Raw genomic sequence first — 19362 nt, forward strand, 5'->3', positions numbered from 1 at the left:
CGATTAAGTTAAAAGACAATATATCATATTTCACTTTGATAAATTGTCTTTTATTTATATGTATTTTTATTTATTTTATTTATTTTTATTTATGTGTATTTTTATGGGTAATTATAAAAAGTTTATATCCTTATTTTCTACCACTTAAACTTGTTCAAATGCTTGCTCTAAATCCTTTATTATATCTACGATATCCTCAATACCGACCGACATACGAATGAGTTCTGGTTCAACCCCTGCTTGTTCTAACTGTTCATCAGTAAGTTGACGATGCGTTGTACTTGCTGGATGAAGGACACTTGTACGAGCATCTGCTACGTGTACAACGATAGCTGCTAGTTTTAATTTTTCCATTAGATTTGCAGCGGCTTCTCTTCCACCTTTTACACCAAAGGATACAACTCCACAAACTCCATTTGGTAAGTATTTTTTAGATAAGTCATAGTATTTATTACTCTCAAGACCTGGATAATTAACCCATGTTACTTTTTCATTTGATTCTAACCATTTAGCAACAGCTAATGCGTTCTCGCAATGACGCTGCACACGTAAATGGAGAGTTTCTAGACCAACATTTAGTAAGAAAGCATTTAACGGTGCTGGAGTCGCTCCCATATCTCTCATTAATTGGACTCTCGCTTTTGTTATGTAAGCCGCTTTTCCACAATCTCTGGCATAAACCATACCGTGATAAGACTCATCTGGTGTTGATAAGCCTGGAAACTTATCTGTATTCCAATCAAAATTACCACTATCTATAATAACACCGCCAAGAGCAATCGCATGGCCGTCCATATATTTAGAAGTTGAATGAATAACGATATCCGCTCCATGCTCAAAAGGTCTACAATTAATTGGTGTAGCAAATGTATTATCCACGATTAATGGAACTCCATTCTGATGTGCAAGCTTTGCCATCTTCTCAATATCACACACTACTAATGTTGGATTTGAAATCGTTTCAGTGAAAATACATTTTGTATTCTCTCGAACTGCTTTTTGTAATTCTTCCATCGGTGAATCTGGATCAACGAAAGTAACTTCAATTCCTAATTTTTTTAGCGTAACACCAATCAAATTAGTTGAGCCACCATAGATAGCTATGGAAGATACTACATGATCACCAGCTCCACAGATATTAAGTATAGCAAATGTAGTTGCTGCTTGACCTGAAGATGTACATAAAGCACCAATGCCACCTTCTAAAGACGCAATTTTTTTCTCTACAGCATCAACGGTTGGATTACTAAGTCTCGAATAGAAGAAACCTTCCGCCTCAAGATCAAATAGCTTTCCTACTTGGTCACTCGTATCGTATTTGTATGTAGTAGATTGATAGATTGGTAAAACCCGTGGTTCTCCATTCTTTGGTTCATATCCAGATTGAACACAATTTGTATTAATACTATAATCGTTCATCTTATCACCTTTCATGCTATAAATTAAGTGGACGGCTTTACATTTTAACGTAATGCATTGTTAAATTCACTGAATCTATTGTATATCTTTTGTAATTGTTTTGTCAATGAAAAAGAGACATAAAACGACGCTTGTCCCTTTTATTTCATTGACAAAATGTAATAAAATGCGCAATTCTTTGTATTTCTATTAGTTTTTTCCTGTTGAACCGATTCCACCTCGGTCTTCCCCTGTTAATGTACTCACTTCATCAAAAACTAATTTTGGTTGATGTTTTTCTATTCTGAACTGACAAATTCGATCATTCTTGCTAATTTTAGTGTCACGTAAGGCGATTGCAGGCATGTACCACCAATCATTAGGCCCACAGTAAGATTCATCTACTAATCCCATATGATTTGACTGAATAATGCCAAAGTTCTTATACGTACTACTTCTTGGTATAATATGAGCTTCATATCCTTCTGGTAGTTGCATCGCAACACCTAATGGAATTAGACGAAATTCCCCTTCTTTTAGCTCCACATCTTCTGCCGCACGAAGATCAATCCAATCTGATTTTCCGTCAATATATTCTAATCTTTTGATTGAGTCATCTAAATATTGTATCTTTATTGTTTCCATCTTTCTTCTATCCCTTTCACTATTCTTTCATCCAAATTACCAACTAGAGCAATACTGCATGAAGTTTCATCAAGTATATTCTTTGCTAACGCATTAACATTATCCCTGGTAATTAAATTAACACGTTCTATTACATCATTAAGCGGAATTATCTTGCCATATTTCATGATATGTTTCGCATTACTATTCATACGGTTTTTCGTACTTTCATTAGCTATCGTAAGATTAACACGAATTTGCTTCTTCGTTTCTTCGATATCTTTCTCAGAAAATCCTTCTACCTTCACCTCTTCTATGATACGAAATATCTCATCATATATGATTAAGGCAGGTTCTGGATTTGTTGCAGCATAGATATGGAATAAGCCTGTTGACTCGAAACTACTCTCATATGAATATATTGAATATGTTAAGCCCAAATCTTCTCTTATCCTTTGAAATAGCATACAATTGGCATTCTCACCAAGTATTGCGTTCATAACAGTTAACTCATATCTTCTTTCATCTATGTTCGTAATTGAAGGAAATGCAATATTAATATGCATTTGTTCAATATCTTTCTCATCTTTATATATACAATTCTTATATGTTGGAGCTGTTAATGCAATGCGACTTGCTGTAGCAGGTATTGATCCGAAACATTCCTCTAATTGCTTTAATATTGCTTCTTCATTGTAACTACCCGCAATTGAGATAATCATGTTATCTGCTGTATAGTACTGATCTCTGAATTGTATTATCTGTTCTCGTGTAAATGTTCGAACAATATCCTTTTCTCCCGATATTAGGTAACCCAGAGGATGCCCACTCCATACTTCCTTCTGTAACATCTCATGGCACATATCTTCTGCAGAATCATCATACATATCAATTTCCTCAAGTACAACTCCCTTTTCTTTTTCAAGTTCTTCGGGATTGAATACGGAATTTTGTATCATGTCACTAATCATATCAATCGCTATCGGTAGATATTCATCTATTGTCGTAGCATAGAAGTTTGTACATTCCTTACTTGTATACGCATTTACATTACCACCAATCATAGAGGTAATATCCGCCAAATCTTTCGCAGTTCTTGTCTTTGTTCCTTTAAAGAACATGTGCTCTAACATATGAGCAATACCATTATTATGAGAGTTCTCATAGGCAGAACCCACTTTTACCCATACCCCAAACGATACACTCTTTAGATATGGCATTCTTTCTAACACAACGGTTAAGCCATTGGACAGGCTAGTTGTGATTGTCATGAACCTTCCCCTTTCCTGTTGCAATATACTGTCAAATTCTTATGTTGACACTTCAGCATTCTTATTATATTTAAAAATATCTATCACGTAAAAGAGTATCTCATAAGTGTTTGCTTATGAGATACTCTCTACATGTCATTACGACACGCTCTCACGTACTGTAATTTTTATTCCTTTGTCCTTAGACATTAATTCTTATTGAACATCTTTCATACTGAAGCTGATTCTACCCATCTTATCTTTTCCTAGGCAAACAACTTTCACAACATCACCAAGTTTAAGAACATCTTCTACATGGTTAATTCTATCTTTTGAAATCTTAGAGATGTGAACCATACCTTCTTTACCAGGAGCAAATTCGAGGAAAGCACCGAACTCTTTAATACTAATTACTTTACCTTCGAAGATTTGTCCCTCTTCAAAATCAGTAACGATTGTTTGTATTATTCGAACTGCTTCGCTCATCTTCTCAGCATCTGTTCCGCATACTGAAACCGCACCTTCATCAGTAATGTCAATCTTAACACCTGTTTGCTCGATGATTGCATTGATTGTCTTACCTCTTTGACCTACAACATCACCAATCTTAGCTGGATCAATTTGAATTTGAACAATCTTAGGAGCAAACTGACCAACTTCTTCTCTTGGCTTTGCAATGCAAGGAATCATTACTTCGTTTAAAATAAACATTCTTGCTTCTTTTGTTTTCTTAATTGCTTCTTCAATAATTGCTCTTGTAAGACCATGAATCTTAATATCCATTTGAATTGCAGTGATACCATCGCGAGTACCAGCAACTTTAAAGTCCATATCTCCAAAGAAATCTTCAAGACCTTGAATATCTGTTAATACAAGATAATCATCGTCTGAATCACCAGTTACTAAGCCACAAGAAATACCTGCAACTGGTTTAGAGATTGGTACACCTGCAGCCATTAATGACATTGTTGACGCACAAACAGAAGCCTGTGAAGTAGAACCATTTGATTCAAATGTTTCAGAAACTGTTCTAATTGCATAAGGGAATTCTGATTCACTTGGTAATACTGGAATTAACGCACGTTCTGCTAATGCACCATGTCCAATTTCACGACGTCCCGGTCCTCTTGAAGGTCTTGTTTCACCAACAGAGTATGATGGGAAGTTATAGTGATGCATATATCTCTTAGAAGTTTCTGCTTCATCTAATCCATCAATTCTTTGAGCCTCTGAAAGAGGTGCTAATGTTGTAATTGTACAGATTTGAGTTTGTCCTCTTGTGAACATAGCTGAACCATGAACTCTAGGTACGATATCAACTTCTGCAGCTAATTTACGAATTTGATTAATTTCTCTACCATCTGGACGTTTGTGATCTTTTAAAATCATCTTACGAACAGTTTTCTTCTCATATTGATAAATAGCTTCGCCAAGTACAGCTAACCATTCTTCATTTTCTGCAAATGCTTCTTCTAATCTTTCTCTAATTCTCTTAATGTTTTCTTCTCTATCTTGTTTCACATCAGTGAATACAGCTTCTTCCATCTCTACTGGAGGAACAATTTCTTTGATTGCTTCGAATAATTCTGCTGGAATTGCACAACTTTCATAAGTATGCTTTTCTTTTCCACATTCAGCAACGATTGTATCGATAAATTCAATCACTTTTTGGTTTACTTCGTGTGCAGCAAAGATAGCTTCTACCATCTTATCTTCAGGAACTTCATTCGCACCCGCTTCAATCATAATAACCTTTTCTCTTGTTGATGCAACTGTTAATTGTAAGTCTGAAGTAGCTTTTTGTTCAGCATTAGGATTAAATACGAATTCACCATTCACTAATCCTACTTGTGTTGTTGCACAAGGGCCATCAAAAGGAATGTCTGAAATTGCTACAGCAATTGCGGATCCTAACATAGCCGTAAGTTCTGGACTACAATCCGGATCAACCGACATAACCATATTATTAAGAGTTACATCGTTTCTATAATCTTTAGGGAATAATGGACGCATTGGTCTATCGATAACACGAGATGTTAAGATTGCATTTTCTGATGCTTTACCTTCTCTTTTATTGAAACCACCTGGGATTTTACCAACAGCATATAATTTTTCTTCATATTCTACACTAAGTGGGAAGAAATCGATTCCTTCTCTAGGCTTGTCTGATGCAGTTGCTGTAGATAATACAACTGTATCTCCATAATGCATAAATGCAGCTCCGTTTGCTTGTGCTGCTACTCTGCCAACTTCAACTGTTAAAGTTCTGCCAGCTAGTTCCATTGAAAAACTTTTGAACATATTTTATCTCCTTTTTATTCTCAGATTCTATTAATAATCTGATCTTATTTTGTTTGGAGATGCCGAAACAACTGAAAATAACATTAAACTATGGTAATGTGCTTTTCAGAAGTCTCGGGTTACATCTCCATATTCTTTTCTATTATAACACCTATGGAAGATTTATGCTACTATTTTTTCCTCGGTATGCATTACTAATACAAGGAAATAATTTTTCTTACAGAAATCAAAATGGTACGGAAACGCCTTTAATTCGGCATACTGTCTCAGCCTTTCAAATAATGAATATTAAGCAAGCAAAAAGCCATAATATGAATACTAAATGTATTTATATTATGGCTTTTTACCGTTTGTTTGTTTGTCGTGTATTTAATTGAAAAATATTTACGTTATTATTACTTTCTTAAACCTAAACGTTCGATAAGGTTACGGTAACCTTCGATATCGTTTTTCTTTAAGTATTCAAGAAGGCCTCTTCTTTGACCTACCATTTTTAATAGACCTCTTCTTGAGTGGTGATCTTTTTTGTTAGCTTTTAAATGCTCAGTTAACTCGTTAATTCTAACTGTTAATAAAGCGATTTGCACTTCAGGTGATCCAGTATCTTGTGGATTTCTACCATAAGCTGCGATTACTTCTTGTTTCTTTTCTTTGCTAATCATCTTAAATTCCTCCTAATTATTAAACCGCCGAATACTAAGCCATAGGTCGGAGTGTCCTATATCCTGGTATTGGCTAAATTCATACTTGTATAGTCTATCATAAGTATAACCATATGTCAATTATTTTATAACATTTGAGTTTATATATAACTACCTTTTCCCTCACTTGTGTCAAAATCCTGACAGAAAACGCAAAGTTTGCTTGCATTTATACTAGACTGCTTCTTCCTTCGTATTCTCACTTACAATTGCAGCTTGCACATCGGATGGCGCTTGTTCATAACGTGCAAACTCATAACTGTAGTCTCCTATTCCTCCTGTCATAGAACGTAAATCAGTCGAATATCCTACTAGTTCTGCCACAGGAATATCCGCTAAGATTTCTTGTTTTCCATTATCACAAGGATTCATACCCATAACTCTACCACGTCTCTTATTCAAATCTCCCATTATATCACCAGTGAAACGATCTGGTACTACAACTCTAAGAGAAGCAATTGGTTCAAGTAATACAGGATTCACTAATTCAAACGCTTTCTTAAATGCTTGAATGGCTGCCATCTTAAATGCCATCTCTGAAGAATCTACTGGATGATAAGAACCATCTACTAAAGTAGCTTTCACACCTACTACTGGATAACCAGCTAAAGGTCCTTTTACTACACTTTCTGCAATTCCCTTCTCAACTGCTGGGAAGAAGTTCTTAGGAACAGCTCCACCAAAGACTTTTTCTTCAAATACATACGGTGTACTTAGATCTCCAGATGGTTCAAATTCAATGTGAACATCTCCATATTGACCATGTCCACCAGATTGTTTCTTATACTTTCCTTGAACCTTTGCAGGTTTACGTATCGTCTCTTGATAAGAAACCTTTGGTTTTGATAACTCAATTTCTACTTTATATCTATTTAATAATTTGCTAACTACAATCTCTAATTGTTGTTCCCCGATACCGTATATTAGTGTCTGTCTATTCTTAGTATCATTCTCCACTGCAAGAGTTAAGTCCTCTTCTAACATCTTAGCTAGTGCTTGCGATACCTTATCTTCATCACCTTTATTCTTGGTAGTATAACGTAAGAAGGTATATGGTTTCGCCACTTCTGGCTTATGATAAATAACTGGTTCTTCTTTCGTTGTTAAGGTATCTCCAGTTGATGTGGTCGTCAATTTACTAATTGCACCAATATCACCTGCATGAAGTTCCTTCACTTCAAATTGTTCCTTTCCTCTTAGAACAAATAGTTTACCAACCTTTTCCTCTGCTTCCTTATTCGGATTCCATACTGTAGTATCGGCCTTTAAAATTCCACTATGTACTTTAACTAAAGAGAATCTTCCTACGAACGGATCTACAATGGTTTTGAAAACATTGGCTGTCACCTGTTTATCTTCTTCGAATTTTACTTCTACTTCTTCACCTGTTTTCGTATTCACACCAATTGTAACAGTCTTATCTGGTGATGGGAAGTATTTCTCAATTGCTTGCAATAACATCGTTGTTCCTTGACAATTAAGTCCTGAACCCATTAACACAGGAACTACTGTTCCATCAATAACATTTTCTCTTAATGCAATAGAAATCTCTTCTTGCGAAAATTCTTCGCCAGCAAAATATCTTTCCATTCTATCTTCACTTGTTTCTGCAACAGCTTCAAGCAAAGCCTCACGACAAGTATTAAGATTAGGCATAGAATAATCAGGAATATCACATTCTTCATAGTCACTTAATGTAGTGAACTTTCTTCCTTTCATCTTGACTACGTTAACAAAACCGATAAACTTCTCATTCTGTCTAATAGGAAGATGAAAAGGTGCAATCTTTTTACCATATAATTCGTTTAACTCTTCTACAACTTGACGATAACTTGCATTATCATCGTCCATATCTGTAACAAAAAACATACGAGGAAGATTATATTTCTCACATAATTCCCATGCACGAATTGTTCCTACCTCAACTCCTGCTTTGGCTGATATTACAATAACAGCTGCATCCGCTGCTGCCATTGCCTCTTGTGTTTCACCAACGAAATCAAAATATCCTGGTGTATCGAGAAAATTGATTTTCGTATCTTCCCAAATGATTGGTACAACTGCGGTACTAATTGAAAAACGTCTTTTTATCTCTTCTTTATCAAAATCGCTTATCGTATTACCGTCTTCTACTTTTCCTTGGCGATTCGTTACTTTCATTGTATATGCCATCGCTTCCACTAAAGTAGTCTTACCACAACCACCATGACCTAACATTGCAACATTTCTAATCTTGTCTGAAGTATAACTGTCCATACTTGATACCTCCTATACTCGAATAATCGTGCATTAGTTTAACAAAATTTAATGATTCAATATCTTTTGTCTTATGTAGATATTGTACTAAATATTTCTGTATATTACAACTATTTTATCATAATTAACTAATAATTTTACTGAACTTCTTAAGTTTTTTATCTCTAAGAGACTTTTCTATAATAATATGGACAGGTTTCTATAATTATTACACAAATTTTATATAAGATAACGCTTTTAATTTCATTCTCTATTCATCACGTTAAAGTTTAACACTTTAAAGTATTGACACATACGATTTTATGTTGTAGAATAACAAAAAGAAAGTTATACTAATACTAGTATTGGAAATACTGTTAGAGAATGGAGATTATATTATGATTATTGTTATGAAACCAAATGCTTCTGAAGCATCTATTAAAAACATTGTAGATATGATTACTGCTCAAGGCTTAGAAGCACATCTATCTGCTGGGAAAGAGGTTACTATTATCGGCGTTGTAGGTGATAAGTCAAAAATCGTGGAACAAAATCTTGAAATCGCTCCTGGCGTAGAGAAAATTGTTCCCGTTACAGAATCATATAAATTATCAAATAAAAAATTCCACCCAGAACCATCTATTGTTACAGTAGGTAATGTTGAGATTGGTGGAAAAGATCTAGTAATTATGTCAGGTCCATGTGCTGTTGAGAGCCATGACCAAGTACTAGAAACTGCTATCGCAATCAAAAAAGCTGGTGCTAAGATTCTCCGTGGTGGGGCATACAAACCAAGAACTTCCCCTTACTCTTTTCAAGGTCTTGAAGAGGAAGGTCTTCGCTATATGAAGGAAGCTCGTGAAGCAACAGGTCTTCCAGTTATCTGCGAAGTAACAAGCCTTGAGGCAATAGAAAGTGCTGTTAAGTATGTAGATATGCTTCAAATCGGTGCAAGAAACATGCAAAACTTTTATTTATTAAAGGAAGTAGGTAAAACAGGTCTTCCAGTATTGTTAAAACGTGGACTATCTGCTACAATTGATGAATGGTTGAATGCCTCAGAATACATCATGGCTGAAGGTAATAGAAATGTGGTACTTTGCGAACGTGGTATTCGTACCTTCGAAACTGCAACTCGTAACACATTAGATATTAGCGCAGTCCCAGTCATTAAAGAAAAGAGTCATCTTCCAATTATTGTTGACCCAAGTCATGCAACAGGTGTACGCGCTTACGTAAAACCATTAGCTAAATCTGCTGTTGCAGTTGGTGCAGACGGTTTAATGATTGAGACACATCCTAACCCAGCTACTGCTTTATCAGATGGCCCTCAATCATTAACATTCCCTCAATTTGAAGAATTATGTGAAGAGTTAAGACCTCTTGCATCTCTTATGGGTAAATCATTATAAATCTTTGGAGGATTACGTATGGAAGATGTTACAGCTGGCTTTATCGGCTTTGGCTTAATTGGTGGATCAATTGCCAGGGCTATGAAGCTTCGATTTGATAACACAAATATCATAGCCTTTAATTACTATAAGGATCGAACAAATACAAGCCTTGAAATGGCACTTGAAGATGGTACGATTGATTGTATCTCAACAGACCTAGCAAAAGATTTCCGCCAATGCGACATAATTTTTCTATGCTGCCCTGTACTTACAAATATACAATACTTAAAAGAACTTAAGAATATCATTAAACCTACCTGCATCATAACTGATGTAGGTAGTGTGAAAGGTAACATACATGAAGCTGTTCACGAACTTAATATGGACATGCAATTCATCGGCGGTCACCCTATGGCAGGATCTGAAAAAACAGGTTATGCTAATTCTAGTGCTATCATATTAGAAAACGCATATTACATTCTAACACCTACGAAACAGATGGAAAAAAATAAAATTGATTTCCTTTACAATCTAGTAAAGAGAATCGGTTCAATCCCGTTAATCATGGATGCTAACGAACACGATGATGTTGTTGCTGCAATCAGTCATGTACCACATCTTATCGCATCAAGTTTAGTTACCATGGTTAAAGAAAGTGATGATCCTGATGAGAAGATGCGCCTTCTAGCCGCAGGAGGATTTAAAGATATCACGAGAATTGCTTCATCTTCTCCTATTATGTGGCAGAACATTTGCTTAACCAACACTAGCAGTATAAGCAAGTTTCTTCAACGATACATATCGACTCTTACTAATATTAATAATGCACTTTCTAACTCTGATGAGACCTATCTCTACGATTTCTTTGATTCCGCTAGAGAATTCCGTGATAATATTCCTTCCAAAAAAGTTGGTATGTTAAAACAAGTCTACGAAGTTTATCTTGATATCATTGATGAAGCTGGTGCTATTGCAACTATCGCTACTATTTTAGCTAGTAATAATATTAGCATTAAGAACATCGGTATCATTCATAATCGTGAATTTGAAGAAGGTGTGCTACGTATTGAATTCTATGATGAAAAAGCTTCCATACAAGCTATCACTGTTCTTAAGAAGTATCGTTATACAATATATGAACGAAAATAAATATACAGTATATAAAAAGCTTTTGCAAAGTAGGGATATCTTTCTACTCGCAAAAGCTTTATTCTTACTACTATTCTTCAACAACCAGCTTATCCGTAATTATTGTTGTAAGGTAGGATAAGGCTTGTTGGTGATTTTGTAAATGCATTTTCGTATAAGAGCCACCAAATTCTCCATCAATTGTCCAAGAAACTTCTTCTTCACATGTAATATCTAAATTAGAAGCATGGAAAGAATATATGAATTTATCTTCTAAATCTCTTACCAACAACGCATTAACAATATGTTGTAATTCAACTATGTTTTTTGGGCTTTTAATTAATGTAACTTCAAATTGCCCATCATCTAATCCAACGTCTTTACCTGTTATTCCTTTGAATCCTCCAACTGAATTCGCATTTGTTACCATACCATAGATGAAATCATCTTCAATAATAGTATCATCATATTGAACTCTTACGTGATAGGACTTAATAGTAGGTAGACTCTTAACTCCCTCTAGTATATAAGCTGCTCTACCAAGTAAGTTTTTCGTTGTTTGTGGTGTTTCATAAGAAACGTTTGTAAACACTCCAAAACCAGCAACATAGGTAAAATATCGATCATTTAATGATCCAATATCATATGCAAATGGTTCTCCATTTACAACTGCTTCTGCTGCTTTTACCATATTCTTAGGAATTCCCATACTTGACGCGAAATCATTTGTCGTACCTGCAGGTAGATAACCGATTACTGGTGCATGTGGGCATTCCATCAATCCTGATGTTACCTCATTAAGCGTACCATCTCCACCAGAACAAACAACGATATCAAATTCTTGCCCTTTTTCTAATGCCAACTTCTTAGCATCATCTCGTTCTTTTGTAGAATAAATCGTCACTTCATAATCAGCTTGAACAAAAATCTCAATGATATCAGAAAGTGAGCTCTTTATCTTCCCTTTTCCTGCATGTGGATTATAGATAAATAACATCTTTTTCAAAATCATTCTCCCCTTTTTCTTTTTGATTCATATTCTCATCTAATCATTGGTGTTGTATCTTCAATGTGCTAACTTCGCACAAAACTTTCATAAAGTATTAAATCATACTATTTTATGAACATAGCGTCTCCAAAACTGAAAAATCTGTATTTTTCTTTCACTGCAATTTCATATGCATTCATAATATTTTCTTTCCCAGCTAATGCACTAACAAGCATTAATAACGTAGATTCTGGTAAATGGAAGTTAGTAATCAAGGCATCTAATACTTTAAACTTATATCCAGGATATATAAAGATTTCAGTATTGCCGCTACATGCTTTAACCATACCATTCTCATCTGCTGCAGATTCTACAGTACGACAACTTGTAGTACCCACACAGATTACACGATTTCCTTGTTTCTTTGCATCGTTAATCTTCTGCGCTTCTGATTCTTCAACTTGGTAGAATTCAGAATGCATATGGTGGTTCTGAACATCGTCTACTTTAACAGGACGAAATGTTCCAAGTCCGACATGTAATGTTACATTAGCAATAACAACACCCATATCTTCGATTTGTTTTAATAACTCTTTGGTAAAATGTAATCCTGCTGTAGGTGCTGCGGCTGAACCCTCGTATTTGGCATATACAGTTTGATAACGATTCTTATCCTCTAATTGATGTGTAATGTATGGAGGCAACGGCATTTGACCCAATTGATCAAGAATCTCCTCAAAGATTCCCTCATAATGAAATTGAATTAATCGATTTCCTTCATCAATTACATCAATAATTTCACCAACTAATAATCCATTACCAAATACAATTCTAGCGCCTACTTTTGCTTTCTTCCCTGGTTTTACAAGTGTTTCCCATATATCGTTTTCTTTACGTTTAAGTAATAATAGTTCTATCTTAGCTCCAGTGCCTTCTTTCTCACCAATTAAACGAGCTGGAATTACTTTTGTATTATTAATTACTAAGCAATCCCCTTTTCTAAGATACTGTATAATATTACGAAATATTTGATGTTCAATCTCACCTGTTTCTTTATTTAAAACAAGAAGTCTTGAACTTGAACGATCTTCTAATGGATCCTGAGCTATCAGTTCTTCAGGTAAATAAAAATCAAAATCTTTTGTTTTCATACTTCTATCTCCATTCTTGTAAGCTTTTACAGCCCTTGTTTGCTTACTACATAACGAACTATATAAGTAAGCATAACAAAATGTAAAGCAAACCTTTCAACTAGTTTGCTTTACAATATTATAATCGTTCTAACTAAAAAAATCCAGTATCTATTCAATATCTTCAATATTAATTAGGATTACTATACTTTTCATATGTAGTACTGTGCAATTTGCTTAAGAATTCATAAGCTTTATAACTTATAAACTTACTCTCTTGTCAAGCATCCAGGCTGTCACTACATAAGCAATTACAGATAGAGCTGCATACCAGACTATGAATAATAGCATAGTATTATTATCACTTAATAACATTTTTCCAAACAATGCACTTGATATTTTATCTTCAACAATAGAGATTGCTACAAAGATTAGGAAACTAACAACCCCTTTATACGATTTGTTAGCTAAGAACGTTGAACTCAAAGTTATGGAAACATAGGCTAATACTAGTATAAAAATTCCTGATATTAATATAACAGCTATATTTAAAAAGACAAAAGTTACATCTACATCGATATTCATGAATTCGCGCAATAACTTTTGAACCATTTCTATCGTTTCAGAAAAACTATTAAATCGAATAGCCATAATTCCCATATCAAGTAATCCAATTCCAAAGAAGCATAGTCCATAAACAAGAATCTGAACCACGCTTGTTAAGATTTTGGCACCTACAATCTTATAGCTACTATTAGGTGTCATAAACATCATATAACTATTCTTGGTTTTCAAATCACGAGAGAATGTTGTAATACTCTCAAAATACAAGAAAGTCATCGATATAGTTGCTACCATAAATAAGATTCCAGAAGTACTATACAAAGCCCTCTCATTAAAGAAAAGCCCCCAAAACCAAAATAACTCTATCAGTGCTACTATACCAAATATAATTAATTTTGATTGCATTTGTTTTCTTAATTCATATTTAATTAATTTCCACATATTATGTACCTACTCCCCTCTATGCATATATACTCTTATATAAATCAACAATTGAAGCGTTATTGTTTTCACGTAGTAGTTCTGCTTCCCCTTGCAAAGCAACATTTCCATTCTTAATAAAGATTGCATAATCAATTACTTTCTCTAACTCATCTACTAAATGGCTAGATATGATGATACTTGCATCATCATTATAACCTTCCAGAATTGTTGCTATAATTTTCTCTCTGGCTATAATATCAATTCCATTCAACGGTTCATCTAGCATATACAGTTTAGCTTTTCTAGCCAAGGTAGCTGCAATCTTAAGTTTAGCTGCTAAACCAGAAGATAATTCTTTTGCCTTATCTTTTGGGTTTAGTTCCATACGTTCAAGTAAGCTATTATATCTTGCCATATCAAAATCTTCAAAGAAATCTTGATAGTATTTTCCTACATCTTTAATTGTCATATAATTATAATAAAATGGTTCGGTTGGCATATAAGCAATTTTAGATTTTGAATTCACACCGATTGGTTCTCCTTCAAACAAGATATATCCTTTTGTAGGTCTGGTTAATCCAGCTACCATCTTCATCCATGTAGTCTTACCACTACCATTAGGTCCTAACAAGGCATATATTCTACCTTTTTCAATTTCTATACTAATGTCTTCAACCGCTGTCTTTGACATATATTTTTTCTGAACATTTTTGCAATCAATTAACATATTATTCATCATACTCCTTCACATTATAATTTTAATACTATCGAATCCAAGAATCCCTTTAATAATACTGTTCTACTAATCGAACAACATCTTCTTTTATAAAGCCAATGCTTTTCATACTCTCAACAAATTGAGTAATAGCTGTTTCAGCCATCTCTTCTTTGATTTTGATTAATACATTATGATCCTCAGTCACGTAAGTACCCAACCCTCTCTTCGTGAAACATATTCCTTCATATTCCAACTCCTTATAAACACGACTTGCCGTATTGGGATTAATCTGGTACCTATTGGCTAGTTCTCTCGTTGAAAATAGCTTCTCCCCTAGCTGTAAATTTCCTTGTATCAGATCTTTTTTTATCTGGCGAATTACCTGCAGATAAATGGGTACCGTGCTATCAAACTCCATATATTACCTCCTTCCCGCATTAACTTTTATATTTCACCAGTGAATTAGTGCTATAGTTAGATAGTACACCAACAAGCAAGAAATGTCAATAAAAAATAATATATTATGCCTATCAATTCACCTATATAAATAGTAAAATAGGTATACTATGTAGATTTAAAAGGAGGGTTCGTGTGCCAAATAACACATTTGCAGCTATTGACATCGGTTCAAGCGAAGTATCCATGAAAATCTTCGAAGTATCTAAAAAGTATGGAATCAAAGAGCTTGATCATGTGCGCCATACCATTGAACTCGGATCCCAAGCATATACGAATGGTAAGATAAGCCATACTGTAGTAAATGAACTCTGTCATGTTTTGCAAGGTTTCACTAAGAAAATGAAAGAATATCAAGTTGAGGATTATACTGCTTGCGCAACAAGCGCATTAAGGGAAGCACTTAATAATCTACTCATCCTAGATCAAATCAAACTTACATCGAAGTTAAAAGTTTCTATATTAAGTAACTCTGAACAAAGATTTCTCCTTTATAAAGCTGTTGCATTAAAAGAACCTTGTTTTAATCAAATTATAGAGCACGGTACTGCAATTGTTGATGTTGGAGCAGGTAGCATTCAAATCTCGCTTTTCAATAAAGGATCTTTAATCACCACGCAAAACATCAAACTTGGTTCTCTTCGTATTCGAGAAATTCTTTCAACAATGGAGAATCAAACAACGAACTTTAATAATCTTTTGGAAGAATATATAGCGGGTGACTTACAGACATTCAAAGACTTTTTCTTAACCGATTTTAATTTGCGTAATATTATAGCAGTTGGGGATAATATTAATGATTTACTTCGTTATAGAAAATATATAGAACGAACTACCTGCCAAACATTTCATTCAAATCCAAAAGGAGCAATGGACCGTAGTGCATACCATTCCCTATATACCAAATTATTATCTATGAATTTAAGTCAGATTAGTAATTCTCTTCAGATTTCAAAAGAGGAAGCTTCCTTACTTGTCCCAACTGCTATGATTTATTACAAGATGTTTGAACAAACCAAAGCTACCACATTGTGGAGTCCTTGTGTATCTCTCACAGATGGTTTAGTAGTTGACTATGCCGAAAAAAAACAAAAAGTTAAACTTACTCACGACTTCACATTAGATATTCTCAATGCCGCCAGAAATATAGCACGAAGATATCATTGCAATCAATCGCATACGAAAAATGTAGAATACCTTGCCTTAACACTCTTTGATAATCTTACTAAACTACACGGTCTTAACAATCGAGATCGCCTATTATTACAAATAGCCGTTATTCTTCATAATTGTGGAGAATATATCAACTTGAACTCTGGTGCACTAAATTCTTACCACATTATTCTATCAACTGAAATCATAGGATTATCTCATACCGAAAGAGAATTACTTGCATATCTTGTTCGCTTCAATATTGGTAACTATCCCAAATATGAAGATCTGAATAACACATTCAATAAAGATACCTATATTAAAATATCCAAATTATCCGCAATTTTTCGAATTGCCGATGCCATGGATAAAAGCCACAAACAGAAATTCTCAAATATCTCTGTTACTTATAAAAACCGTCAATTAAATATAACTGGTACTACTCTAGAAGATACCACGCTAGAAAGAGGCTTATTTGAAAAGAAAGCAGAATTCTTTGAAGATGTATTTGGTATTCGACCACAACTAAAGCAACGTAGAAGTTAACACGTTCCTTAAAATCCATTACTATCCCGAATTGATTATGACGTTAAATACAAGGAAAGGACAAATGTATATGAGCAATTCGAAAATCAATTACCATAAGCAAACTTACTATACCAACAGAGAATTAAGTTGGATCGAATTTAATTATCGTGTTCTAAGCGAAGCAAGGGATAAATCTCTTCCATTATTAGAACGAATTAAATTCCTTAGTATTACAGCTTCAAACTTAGATGAGTTTTTTATGATTCGTGTTGCCTCACTTAAGGACATGGTAAATGCTAATTATACGAAAACTGATATTGCTGGTTTTACACCTAAAGAACAGCTAGAACAGATAACTAGCAAAACACATGAATTGGTAACTATCCAATACAATACGTATAACCGTTCTTTTATTCCTCAACTTAAACAAAATAATATTCACATAATTACACAATATGAAGATTTGGACAGCTTTCAAAGTAATTACGTAGATCAATATTTTCAAACTAATATATATCCCGTATTAACTCCTATGGCTGTGGATTCTTCTCGTCCATTCCCGCTAATACGTAATAAATCCCTGAATATTGGAGCATTAATTTGTGATAAGAAGTCTCCCATTGCTTATGATTTTGCAACTGTTCAAGTACCTGCGGTACTCCCTCGTGTGGTGCAGATTCCTTCATCTAAACCAAATGTAACAACATTAATTCTTCTTGAACAAATTATAGAAAAGAATATTAATAAGCTTTTCTTAAATTACGATGTCATATGTGCATATCCTTATCGTGTTATGCGAAATGCAGATTTAACCATCGACGAAGAAGAAGCAGCTGATCTTCTTATGGAAATTCAGAAAAAACTAAAGAAACGACAGTGGGGAGAAGTAATCAAATTAGAAGTTGAAGATAAGATTGATAAACGCCTTCTTAAAATCCTTAGAAAAGAACTTCGTATCAAAGAAGAAGATATCTATACCATTAATGGTCCATTAGATTTAACATTCTTAATGAAAATCTATGCACTAAATGGATATGAGCAACTTAAGTACCCTGAATATATTCCTCAGCCCGTTAAGTCACTAAATCATGAAGAGGATATATTTACGCAGATTAGAAAAAATGATATCCTGCTCTTTCATCCCTATCATACCTTTGATTCCGTTGTTGATTTTATACATCAATCTGCAATCGATCCAGATGTATTGGCTATTAAGCAAACACTATACCGTGTTAGTAGTCATTCACCTATTATAGCCTCCTTGGCAAGAGCTGCCGAAAACGGAAAACAAGTATCCGTACTTGTAGAATTAAAGGCACGTTTTGATGAAGAGAATAATATCCTCTGGGCTAAGAAACTTGAGAAGGCTGGTTGCCATGTAATCTATGGTCTTGTTGGTCTTAAAACTCATAGCAAAATTACTCTTGTTGTCCGAAAAGAAGAAGATGGAATTCGCCGTTATGTTCATCTAGGAACTGGTAACTACAACGATTCTACCGCTAAATTATATACCGATATGGGATTACTAACCTGTTCTGCTCCAATAGGTGAAGATGCCACAGCGGTATTCAACATGTTATCCGGATATTCTGAACCACTTAACTGGAATAAGTTAACCTTAGCACCTCTATGGTTGCGGGATAAATTTCTGGAATTAATAAAAAGGGAAACGACTCATGCTAAAAATGGCGAAAAAGCACATATCATTGCTAAGATGAATTCTCTTTGTGATGCAGATATCATTGCTGCTCTTTATGAAGCAAGTAACGCGGGAGTAAAAATTGAATTAATTATTCGGGGAATCTGTAGCTTGAAAGTTGGATTAGAAGGCATATCAAATAATATTACAGTTCGTTCTATTGTAGGTAATTTCCTTGAGCATGCTAGAATCTTCTACTTCTATAATAATGGGTACGAAGAGGTGTATATGGGAAGTGCTGACTGGATGCCTCGTAATTTAGATAAGAGAGTTGAGATTCTCTTCCCTGTTGAAGATAAGAATCTACAGAATGAAATTAAACAAATCCTTGATATTCAACTTCACGATACCGTTAAGGCACATCTATTAAAGCCAGATGGTAGCTATGAAAAAATTGACAAGCGTGGCAAAGCCAAATTGAATTCTCAAGAGTATTTCTGTGAGCAAGCAATGAAAGAGGCTCAATCTACTCCTACAGTTCATGATCGCCGCGTCTTTGAACCGATAGTAAGTGATATCTAATCAATATATTTTTTATTTTAGATAATAAAAAACTGAAGTAATTAACGCTAACTTCAGTTTTTTTCTTTTATAATATGTTTCATAATTATCTTCCATAATTTATCTTAAATATCTTCTAATATTTTCTTTCTTTTCTTTTGGTATTGTTATT

Annotated in this window: 15 protein-coding genes; 4 read left to right on the forward strand and 11 right to left on the reverse strand. The window is 34.3% G+C overall.

What is annotated here, in order from left to right:
* Positions 1-144 precede the first annotated feature (144 nt).
* From ACW2QF_RS03075 to fusA, 6 genes are all read right to left on the reverse strand, one after another.
* On the reverse strand, positions 145-1419 hold the full coding sequence (locus ACW2QF_RS03075; protein WP_455714528.1) for an O-acetylhomoserine aminocarboxypropyltransferase/cysteine synthase family protein: 1275 nt from the start codon (positions 1417-1419) through the stop codon (positions 145-147).
* A 189-nt stretch (positions 1420-1608) separates the two neighbouring features.
* Positions 1609-2043, reverse strand: a complete 435-nt coding sequence (locus ACW2QF_RS03080; RefSeq protein ID WP_455714529.1) for a dUTP diphosphatase — start codon at positions 2041-2043, stop codon at positions 1609-1611.
* A complete protein-coding gene (locus tag ACW2QF_RS03085; protein ID WP_455714530.1) occupies positions 2031-3293 on the reverse strand; it encodes a M16 family metallopeptidase in 1263 nt (420 codons plus the stop codon). The genes ACW2QF_RS03080 and ACW2QF_RS03085 overlap by 13 nt, the downstream gene beginning before the upstream one ends.
* Positions 3294-3488: 195 nt before the next feature.
* On the reverse strand, positions 3489-5573 hold the full coding sequence (locus tag ACW2QF_RS03090) for a polyribonucleotide nucleotidyltransferase (protein WP_455714531.1): 2085 nt from the start codon (positions 5571-5573) through the stop codon (positions 3489-3491).
* A 395-nt stretch (positions 5574-5968) separates the two neighbouring features.
* Positions 5969-6235: a 30S ribosomal protein S15 gene (rpsO, locus tag ACW2QF_RS03095; RefSeq protein ID WP_167956619.1), complete on the reverse strand. Its 267-nt coding sequence runs from the start codon at positions 6233-6235 to the stop codon at positions 5969-5971.
* Between the two features lie 213 nt (positions 6236-6448).
* Complete coding sequence (gene fusA, locus ACW2QF_RS03100; protein WP_455714532.1) at positions 6449-8530, reverse strand: elongation factor G; 2082 nt, start codon at positions 8528-8530, stop codon at positions 6449-6451.
* Between the two features lie 377 nt (positions 8531-8907).
* On the opposite strand from fusA, the gene aroF reads away from it, so the two are divergent.
* A complete protein-coding gene (gene aroF, locus ACW2QF_RS03105) occupies positions 8908-9921 on the forward strand; it encodes a 3-deoxy-7-phosphoheptulonate synthase (protein ID WP_455714533.1) in 1014 nt (337 codons plus the stop codon).
* Between the two features lie 18 nt (positions 9922-9939).
* Positions 9940-11052, forward strand: a complete 1113-nt coding sequence (locus ACW2QF_RS03110; protein ID WP_455714534.1) for a prephenate dehydrogenase/arogenate dehydrogenase family protein — start codon at positions 9940-9942, stop codon at positions 11050-11052.
* Between the two features lie 70 nt (positions 11053-11122).
* On the opposite strand, the gene ACW2QF_RS03115 is transcribed toward ACW2QF_RS03110, so the two are convergent.
* The 5 genes from ACW2QF_RS03115 to ACW2QF_RS03135 all read right to left on the reverse strand — a co-directional run bounded on the left by ACW2QF_RS03115 (position 11123) and on the right by ACW2QF_RS03135 (position 15272).
* Entirely contained in the window at positions 11123-12043 is a 921-nt protein-coding gene (locus tag ACW2QF_RS03115) for a diacylglycerol/lipid kinase family protein (protein ID WP_455714535.1), read from the reverse strand.
* Between the two features lie 101 nt (positions 12044-12144).
* The gene (queA, locus tag ACW2QF_RS03120) at positions 12145-13170 is read right to left on the reverse strand and encodes a tRNA preQ1(34) S-adenosylmethionine ribosyltransferase-isomerase QueA (RefSeq protein WP_455714536.1); all 1026 of its coding nucleotides are present in this window, start codon (positions 13168-13170) and stop codon (positions 12145-12147) included.
* Positions 13171-13410: 240 nt separating this feature from the next.
* Complete coding sequence (locus tag ACW2QF_RS03125) at positions 13411-14154, reverse strand: hypothetical protein (RefSeq protein ID WP_455714537.1); 744 nt, start codon at positions 14152-14154, stop codon at positions 13411-13413.
* Positions 14155-14173: 19 nt separating this feature from the next.
* Positions 14174-14875, reverse strand: a complete 702-nt coding sequence (locus ACW2QF_RS03130; RefSeq protein ID WP_455714538.1) for an ABC transporter ATP-binding protein — start codon at positions 14873-14875, stop codon at positions 14174-14176.
* A 46-nt stretch (positions 14876-14921) separates the two neighbouring features.
* Complete coding sequence (locus ACW2QF_RS03135; RefSeq protein ID WP_455714539.1) at positions 14922-15272, reverse strand: GntR family transcriptional regulator; 351 nt, start codon at positions 15270-15272, stop codon at positions 14922-14924.
* A 173-nt stretch (positions 15273-15445) separates the two neighbouring features.
* On the opposite strand from ACW2QF_RS03135, the gene ACW2QF_RS03140 reads away from it, so the two are divergent.
* Entirely contained in the window at positions 15446-17008 is a 1563-nt protein-coding gene (locus tag ACW2QF_RS03140; protein WP_455714540.1) for a Ppx/GppA phosphatase family protein, read from the forward strand.
* Between the two features lie 70 nt (positions 17009-17078).
* Complete coding sequence (locus tag ACW2QF_RS03145) at positions 17079-19211, forward strand: RNA degradosome polyphosphate kinase (protein ID WP_455714541.1); 2133 nt, start codon at positions 17079-17081, stop codon at positions 19209-19211.
* Positions 19212-19362: the final 151 nt, after the last annotated feature.

It is taken from the genome of Anaerosporobacter sp. (assembly GCF_965301125.1).

Coding starts and splice junctions, on each gene's coding strand:
- aroF (WP_455714533.1), top strand. CDS start 8,908: ATGATTATTGTTATGAAACCAAATGCTTCTGAAGCATCTATTAAAAAC.
- ACW2QF_RS03085 (WP_455714530.1), bottom strand. CDS start 3,293: ATGACAATCACAACTAGCCTGTCCAATGGCTTAACCGTTGTGTTAGAA.
- ACW2QF_RS03130 (WP_455714538.1), bottom strand. CDS start 14,875: ATGATGAATAATATGTTAATTGATTGCAAAAATGTTCAGAAAAAATAT.
- fusA (WP_455714532.1), bottom strand. CDS start 8,530: ATGGACAGTTATACTTCAGACAAGATTAGAAATGTTGCAATGTTAGGT.
- ACW2QF_RS03110 (WP_455714534.1), top strand. CDS start 9,940: ATGGAAGATGTTACAGCTGGCTTTATCGGCTTTGGCTTAATTGGTGGA.
- ACW2QF_RS03125 (WP_455714537.1), bottom strand. CDS start 14,154: ATGTGGAAATTAATTAAATATGAATTAAGAAAACAAATGCAATCAAAA.
- rpsO (WP_167956619.1), bottom strand. CDS start 6,235: ATGATTAGCAAAGAAAAGAAACAAGAAGTAATCGCAGCTTATGGTAGA.
- ACW2QF_RS03075 (WP_455714528.1), bottom strand. CDS start 1,419: ATGAACGATTATAGTATTAATACAAATTGTGTTCAATCTGGATATGAA.
- ACW2QF_RS03115 (WP_455714535.1), bottom strand. CDS start 12,043: ATGATTTTGAAAAAGATGTTATTTATCTATAATCCACATGCAGGAAAA.
- ACW2QF_RS03090 (WP_455714531.1), bottom strand. CDS start 5,573: ATGTTCAAAAGTTTTTCAATGGAACTAGCTGGCAGAACTTTAACAGTT.
- ACW2QF_RS03080 (WP_455714529.1), bottom strand. CDS start 2,043: ATGGAAACAATAAAGATACAATATTTAGATGACTCAATCAAAAGATTA.
- ACW2QF_RS03135 (WP_455714539.1), bottom strand. CDS start 15,272: ATGGAGTTTGATAGCACGGTACCCATTTATCTGCAGGTAATTCGCCAG.
- queA (WP_455714536.1), bottom strand. CDS start 13,170: ATGAAAACAAAAGATTTTGATTTTTATTTACCTGAAGAACTGATAGCT.
- ACW2QF_RS03145 (WP_455714541.1), top strand. CDS start 17,079: ATGAGCAATTCGAAAATCAATTACCATAAGCAAACTTACTATACCAAC.